This is a genomic window from uncultured Campylobacter sp., from assembly GCF_938031315.1.
GTDB lineage: Bacteria > Campylobacterota > Campylobacteria > Campylobacterales > Campylobacteraceae > Campylobacter_B.
Genome location: NZ_CALHHT010000099.1, coordinates 1 through 7238, shown reverse-complemented (window position 1 = coordinate 7238; position 7238 = coordinate 1). Strand labels below are relative to the sequence as shown.

General features: G+C 49.8%; 7 protein-coding genes. 3 read left to right on the top strand and 4 right to left on the bottom strand.

The window, feature by feature from the left end; genetic code table 11:
- Positions 1 to 482: 482 nt before the first annotated feature.
- Complete coding sequence (gene murI, locus Q0236_RS02860; protein WP_297914905.1) at positions 483 to 1517, top strand: glutamate racemase; 1035 nt, start codon at positions 483 to 485, stop codon at positions 1515 to 1517.
- A gap of 821 nt (positions 1518 to 2338) precedes the next feature.
- On the opposite strand, the gene Q0236_RS02855 is transcribed toward murI, so the two are convergent.
- The 3 genes from Q0236_RS02855 to Q0236_RS02845 all read right to left on the bottom strand — a co-directional run bounded on the left by Q0236_RS02855 (position 2339) and on the right by Q0236_RS02845 (position 5322).
- A complete protein-coding gene (locus tag Q0236_RS02855; RefSeq protein WP_297914901.1) occupies positions 2339 to 2563 on the bottom strand; it encodes an EexN family lipoprotein in 225 nt (74 codons plus the stop codon).
- Between the two features lie 301 nt (positions 2564 to 2864).
- Complete coding sequence (locus tag Q0236_RS02850; protein WP_297914898.1) at positions 2865 to 4559, bottom strand: Na+/H+ antiporter NhaC family protein; 1695 nt, start codon at positions 4557 to 4559, stop codon at positions 2865 to 2867.
- A 16-nt stretch (positions 4560 to 4575) separates the two neighbouring features.
- Positions 4576 to 5322: an SDR family NAD(P)-dependent oxidoreductase gene (locus Q0236_RS02845; RefSeq protein ID WP_297914895.1), complete on the bottom strand. Its 747-nt coding sequence runs from the start codon at positions 5320 to 5322 to the stop codon at positions 4576 to 4578.
- A 243-nt stretch (positions 5323 to 5565) separates the two neighbouring features.
- Between Q0236_RS02845 and Q0236_RS02840 the strand changes: the two genes are divergently transcribed.
- Positions 5566 to 6261: a hypothetical protein gene (locus tag Q0236_RS02840; protein ID WP_297914892.1), complete on the top strand. Its 696-nt coding sequence runs from the start codon at positions 5566 to 5568 to the stop codon at positions 6259 to 6261.
- 136 nt (positions 6262 to 6397) lie between these two features.
- Here the strand turns inward: Q0236_RS02840 and luxS are convergent, their stop codons facing one another.
- Positions 6398 to 6901 (bottom strand): S-ribosylhomocysteine lyase, encoded by a 504-nt coding sequence (gene luxS, locus Q0236_RS02835; RefSeq protein WP_297914888.1) that lies wholly within the window; start codon positions 6899 to 6901, stop codon positions 6398 to 6400.
- A gap of 106 nt (positions 6902 to 7007) precedes the next feature.
- On the opposite strand from luxS, the gene Q0236_RS02830 reads away from it, so the two are divergent.
- Complete coding sequence (locus tag Q0236_RS02830) at positions 7008 to 7232, top strand: 4-oxalocrotonate tautomerase family protein (RefSeq protein WP_297914885.1); 225 nt, start codon at positions 7008 to 7010, stop codon at positions 7230 to 7232.
- Positions 7233 to 7238: the final 6 nt, after the last annotated feature.

The window sequence follows — 7238 nt, the reverse complement described above, 5'->3', positions numbered from 1 at the left end:
TTATCGGCAAAAAGATTTGTAGCTGGCATTTTAAGGGCGATCACGACTCGGGTGAAATTTCAAAATTTGAAACGATCGAGTAGGGTGGCAAAATACAGAGCATCGGCGACGATGGGCATTATACGATGACGGAAGTGCGTATGACGACATCCTTGTGGTCTTGGCGGACTGCGCGTGTATGACGGCGCGCGGCGGCTGAAGGTCGGCGAGCTGTACAAATAGAGCGAAATTTGCGGCGATGAGGCGTGAAATTTAGCGATAAAATTTTATCGTCGCGTTAAATTTCATCTGCACCTTGATTTGCGCTTTTGCCTGCGTAGAATTTATGCTTTATCCGGCGCTAAATTTGCACAAAATCCAGTCGTGAGGCGCTTGATTATTTTTAAATTTTATCGTTAGATTCCGCGCTCAAGCGGTTCGCAATTTAAATTTTACCTGAATTGAGCTATAATCGCGCATTAAATTTAACCTTGGATAAAGATTTGAAAATAGCGTTTTTTGACTCGGGTATCGGCGGGCTGAGCGTGCTCGCCGAGGCTCTGCGGCGGTTTAGCGGGGCGGAGTTTTTGTATTTTGCCGACGAGGATCACGTCCCCTACGGCACGAAAAGTAGGGCCCAGATCGTGCGGCTCAGCCTCGATGCGGTCGGGTTTTTGGTCTCGCGCGGCGCGGACGGGGTCGTCGTTGCTTGCAACACCGCCACGAGCGCGGCTATCTCGGAGCTTCGCGGCGCATTTAGCGTGCCCGTCATCGGCATGGAGCCCGCCGTCAAGCTCGCCGCGGACAGCTTCGGCTCGCGCCCGACGCTGCTCATCGCCACGCCGCTAACGATCGCAGGCGAAAAGCTCGCGCGCCTCGTGGGACGGCTGGAGTGCGAGACGTGGAGCTTGCCGCTGCCCCTCCTCGTGGAGTTTGCGCAGGATTTGGAGTTTAACTCGCCTGCGGTTTGGGCGTATCTGCGGGAGGAGCTAGCTAAATTTGAGCTTGCGCGCCTGGGCTCGCTCGTGCTTGGTTGCACGCATTTTAACTATTTCAAGGACGTTTTGCGCGAAATTTTGCCGCCTCACGTGCGTATCATCGACGGCATCGACGGCACGCTAAATCGCCTTGCAAGCGAGCTGGGCGGAGGGCTGAAGCTCGCATGCGGCGAGGATTTGCCCTCGCGGACGGCTAAATTTGACGCAGACGGCGGCGTAAAATTTGGTGCGAATCCATCGGCGCAAGGCGGTAAATTTGACGCGGAAAGGCGAGGCGCAGGCGGCGGACAGAGTATAAAAGGCAGGAGCAAGCAGGGCTCGGAAGGGCGCGGCGAGGGCGAGCAAGGCAAGGAAGGTGGCGACGAAAGCTGTGGTGACGAGCAGGGTGCAGAAAGATGCGACGAGAGCGTCGGTAAAATTTACTATCCAAACGGCAACAGCGTGGAGTATTTTTACTCGGGCAGGGCGCTAGATGCGGCGCAGCTACGCAAGGTGGAGATATTTTTAAAGCGGCTCGATGCGATGCGAGCAATCGACTAGGCTACGCGCCCGTGCGTCGTAGATCCGTAGCGCAGGTTAGAATTCCAGTGCGTCATAAATCACGTCAAATTAAAATTCCTGTTCATCGCGGATCGCACTACGCGACTTAAAATTTAGATACGTGGTGGATTGCTCTGCGCAAGTTAAAATTTTGATGCGCTATAAATCGCAATGCAAATTAAAATTTCGGCGCGTCGTAATGCAGACTAAAATTTCGGCGGGCTAAATTCGTCGTTTCGTAAATCGCGCCGCATAGACTAAAATCTCAGCGCGCTAAAATTTAACTCGGCGATTTAGAAGCAGCTTCGCAACAGCATGTGAGCAATGGCACCTAGCCGTCGTCCGGTGTGCGAAAGTTAAAATTTTATGGGATAAATGCTGCCTTCCGCCGCCCGGCACGTAAATTTAAGATTTAACGCACAACGCCGCCGTACGACTTGAAGCAGCATAGCGCGAGAAAGGCGCCCTCGCTTCTTTGAATTTAATAGCGTAAGTCAAGATTGCTGTATGTAAGGAATTCCTCGCGCCGCGCGAATTATCGCAGTAAATTTGAAATTTTAAATTTAAACCAGGGCTCGGATAAAGTGCGCGCGAGGTTAAATTTAGTACGCCGCGCAAACCGCCGCCGAGTGAAATTTAGACTAGCCGCGTGGCGTAAATTTTAAAATGATTAAATTTCAATGCACCGCGAAGTCCGCAAGTTTTTTCTATGATAGCCAAAAGCTCGCAGGCTTTAAAATTCTAAAATCCGTAAAGCAAGATTTCGCGCCGTATCATTTCGCGAGCGAGATTTATACCGCAAAATTCGGCGCCGCACAGGATTATTTTGTCTTATACGGATTTGTTCCAGAAAAGAACTTTTTACTTTCATTAAATTCATAAGCTTCTTTAGCATTTTTACAGTTTTTATAGGCGTTGCTACCCTCCTTTAACTTATCAAAATCGCATTGCTTGAAAACTTTTTCTGCCTCATCGGGATGGTTCTCATAATATTCCAAAGATTTAACCTCCGTATTATCGCAACCAACTAATAAAGCAGTTAACACCCCCCCCAGAGGAACATCTTAGGATTTTTCATTTCATTCTCCTTGTTTGAAATTTATCGGTATTTTACTATCCGTTTACTTTAAAAATTTTGAATTGCAGGCGCATGCGCCGTTTTAATATGGCTCATTAAATTCGGTTTTTAAAATTTGCTCGCGCTTTTTGAAATTTCGTTTTAAAATTTTACTAGCGCGACGAAATTTGTGGAGTGAAATTCCGCGAGGCAGATTAGAATTTCGCCCAGTAGAATTCCGCATCGCTGCGGAATTCAAAATTTAAAAGCAAATTTAAAATTTGCGGGAGCTACTCCTCTATCTTTTTACCTGCAAATCGCACGAGAGCCCACGTAACGACAAGCCCCATCGGCAGCGCGATCCAGACGCTAAGCCCTAGCGCTACGGGAAGATAGCCCGCTACTACGGCGACCGCGCCGACGGATAGAGCGTAAGGCATCTGCGTCTTTACGTGCTCGATATGATCGCAGCCCGCGCCCATCGACGAAAGGATCGTGGTGTCCGAAATCGGCGAGCAATGATCGCCGAAAATGGCGCCCGTAAGTACGCCCGAGATATTTACGATCATATAGGCGTGAAGCGCATCGCCCGAAAGCCCGTAGTGAAGTCCCACGGCGTTTGCCAAAGGTATGGCAAGCGGCATTAAAATTCCCATCGTGCCGTAACTCGTGCCCGTCGAAAAGCTAATGAACGAGCCCAGCACGAAAATCGCTACCGGAAGCAAGAATTTAGGCGTGTTTTGGCTTAGCATATCGACCAGATAGCGCGACGTGCCGAGCTCCTTGATGACAGAGCTGAGCGACCAGGCAAGCAGCAAGATCACGATCGTGACGATCATCGTCTTCCACCCCTTGATCCACGTAGAGATCGCCTCTCTGACGTTAAAAATTTTACGGTAAACGCTCATAAATATAGACACGACCGTAGCAAGAAGCGCCGCTTGAAAAAGCGCGACCGACGAGTTTGCGTTGCCGAACGTCGCCTGAAGCGTCGTAAAGCTTAGCGGAGCGGCTTTTGCGGCTGCGAGAGCATCGCCCTCAAGCTTGCTTAGCCCGCTAAAATAAAAGCTCGCAAACGCGCCGCAGATTAAGACAATAAGTGGGATAACGGCGTTTGAAGCCTGCGGCTTGACGCCTTCTTTAGGCTCTAGCGTTTTATCTTCTAGCTCGGCGATGTTAGAATTTTTAGAATGAATTTCGCCGGTCGCTGCGCGCCTTTCGGCAGAGAGCATCGGCCCGAAATCCCTGCGCATGAACGCTACGTAAACCACGAAAGCGAGCATGAAAAGATTGTAGAAGCGATACGGCATGGTTTGCACGAAGATCGAGAAGGCGTTTACGTTTTGCACGCCGATCTGATCATATCCCGCTCTTATCAGAGAGACCTCAAGGCCTACCCAGGTAGAAATTAGCGCGATACCCGCAATCGGCGCGGCGGTGGCGTCGATGATAAAGGCGAGCTTTTCGCGGCTAACTCTAAATTTATCGGTGATCGGCCTCATGACTGGGCCTACGATCAGTGCGTTTGCGTAGTCGTCGAAAAATACGAAAAGGCCCATAACCCATGTTGAAATTTGCGCCGAGATACCAGTTTTAGCGCGCTTGCTAATCCAAAGCGCCACAGCTTTCGTGCCGCCCGTCCTGCTAATCAGCGCGACCACGCCGCCGATACAAAGCACCTGCAAAAGCACGCCCGCGTTGCCTTTGCTGGCCATCGAGCCCACCACGCGCGCGACCAGATCGGTAAAGCTGCCCACAAGCGCGGATATAGGATTGTCGTTAACGACTGCTAGCATATAGGTGCCGCTAAAAACGCCGATGAAAAGCGATAAAATCACCTCTTTGGTGATAAAGGCAAGCGCGATCGCCACGACGGGCGGCACCAGCGTCCAGATGCCGAAAAGCTCGGCATTATGCTGCCTGGTCGCGTCATCTACCGCAAACGCGGCAGCCGATAAAAACATTAGTAATAGAATTTTTTTCATTTTCTCGCCTTAAAATTTAATGCTTCTCGATAAAAAGCCCAGCCCAGCTCTGCTGCGTCGCCATCGCCTCTATCACGTTGATATTGACTCGGTGCGGCATCGCTAGGCAGCTTAGCACGATCTGCGCGATATCCTCGGGCAGGATCGCATCGACCCCCTCATACACGGCCGCAGCGCGCGCTAGATCGCCTTTAAAGCGCACCTCGCTAAACTCACTCTTACAGATTCCCGGCGCGATCTCCGTTACGCGGATGCCGGTGCCGCGCAGGTCGTTGCGGATATTGCGGCTAAACTGCTTGATAAACGCCTTGCTCGCGCCGTAAACGTGGCTACCAGGATATGGCCATGCGCCTGCAGTCGAGCCGAGATTGAAGATATAGCCGCTGCCGCGCGCGATCATCAGCGGCAGCACCGCCTTGGTCGAATACAGCACGCCTTTGATATTCGTATCGACCATCGTCTCCAAATCCTCTACGGGCGTCTGCGCGATCCCCTCAAGCCCGAGCGCAAGGCCTGCATTATTTACGAGCACCTCGACGTCTTTGAAATTTTGCGGCAGTGCGCTTACGGCATCAAACACCGCAGCTTTATCGCGAATGTCCGCGGCGATAATGTGCGTATTGCCTAGCTCGCCGGCTAGCTTTTGTAGCCGATCTTTGCGACGCCCGAGTGCTATGATCTTATAGCCTTGCGCGCTAAGCGCCCTGGCGATCGCCTCTCCAAAGCCGCTCGTAGCGCCCGTGATGAATGCCGTATTTTTCATATGATCCCCTTTGCGTAAAATTTTAAATTTAGCGCAATGATAACGCAAAACGGATTTAGAATTTATGAATTTTATCTTGCGGCGCGGGCGCGGATGAAATAATGCGAAGACATTGGGCGTGCTTCTAGCGCGCACGAGCTCGCGATAGACAGTGGATTCGGCGAGCGCACGGCTAAATTTAAAATTTTGCGCCGTTCGTTTGTCGCGGTTTGCTATAATCACTTAAATTTAGGGAAAAGGCAAATGAGCAAATTTATACGATTTATCCTCGTTAGTATCTGTGTTTGCGCCACTTATGCGGGTCTTAAATATGCTTTTATACTCTTTATCACGTGGCTCATGTTTAGTGGGATATATTTTGACGGGCCGGGTGCACTACTCGGCATACCGCTCACGTTTTTAAGCTCGTCGGTTATATTTGATTATTATTGTATTGCCCTGGGTTCTCATCTGCTCTTTTTATCGTTGCTTAAAGGGCGCGACGTGAAAACGCGGTGGATTTTGCCTTTATTTTTTCTCATAACGCTCGCGTTTTGTAGCTTTTGCGTCTTAATCGGGCACGAAGATTATCAGCGCATAAACGCGCTTTTTGCACTCTTGCTTATCTCTCCTTTTACGCTCATCGCATACGCCATCGTTACGACCGTAATCCTTGCCAAAAATAAAATTTCGGATTATTATCCGGTCTTAATCGCGATAATTTTTGTGCCCATTCATGCCGCCAGCATAGGGATATGGGGATTAGAACGGATATATTTTGGAGTGTTTCTAAACGCGACGATACTGGGGATTTTTTATTTCACGGCGAAAATCGGGCGCGTAAATTTGATCGCACACAGACCCACATCCGACAAAATACAAAATTCTAAAGACCGCGTTATCAAAACGATACAAAGCAGCGCGAGATTTTTAAACGACGATATTTTAAAGAAGCGCTAAATTTTATCCTTTTTTAAGAATTCTACATAACGCTTTTGTCGCGCACTACAAGCTTATATTCTTCCCGATAAATCTGAGCTTTACCGACAAAACCTTCAAAAACTGCGCCGTTTTGCCTCTTGACACATTGACGTCGCTATTTGATCAAATTTAGATCCAGCGCGATCTCGTCGTTTTTGATCACGCCGATCCCTTTATTTAGCACGTTTTGCGCGATCTGTTTAGCTTCTGCTAGCGAGTGCATCGCGAAGGTGCCGCATTGAAATTTATTCAGCTCGGGGATATCCGCTTGAGAGCCCACCCCCAAAATATCCTTCATACTCGCGCTCCACGCCGCCGCGACAACACTCTCGCAAGGCGCGCCGATCACGCTCATATAAAAGCCCGTGCGGCATCCCATCGGCGAGATGTCGATGATCTCGACGTCCGCGCTATTTAGATGCTCGCGCATGAAGCCCGCGAAAAGATGCTCCAGCGTGTGGGTGCCGCGCTCGCTCATAATCTCTAAATTCGGGCGGCAAAACCGCAGATCATAGACGCTGATTTTATCGCCGCTTTTGGTGCTCATGCTTTTTGCGAGCCGCACGCCAGGGGCATTCATGCGGGTATGATCGACCTTAAAACTATCTAACAATGGCATATTTTCTCCTTAAATTCAGATCGTGGCGATTTTAACATAAAATTTCGCACTTTCAGGCGCACAGACGAAATTTTGGCTACAATTGCGTTTATTTTAAGGAGAATTAATGCCCTACATAAACGTCAAAATCACCAAAGAACGTGGCGGCTTAAGTCGCGAACAAAAAGCAAAGCTCGTAAAAGACCTAACCGATGCCCTGGTAGCCGTGCTAGGCAGGGGCGAGAAAACCACGGTCGTGACGATAGACGAAATATCCACTGACGACTACGCGATCGGCGGGCGGTTAGTAAGCGAAATCAGGGAGCGGGAGCTAAGCTCTAGCGCGAGATAAATTCCA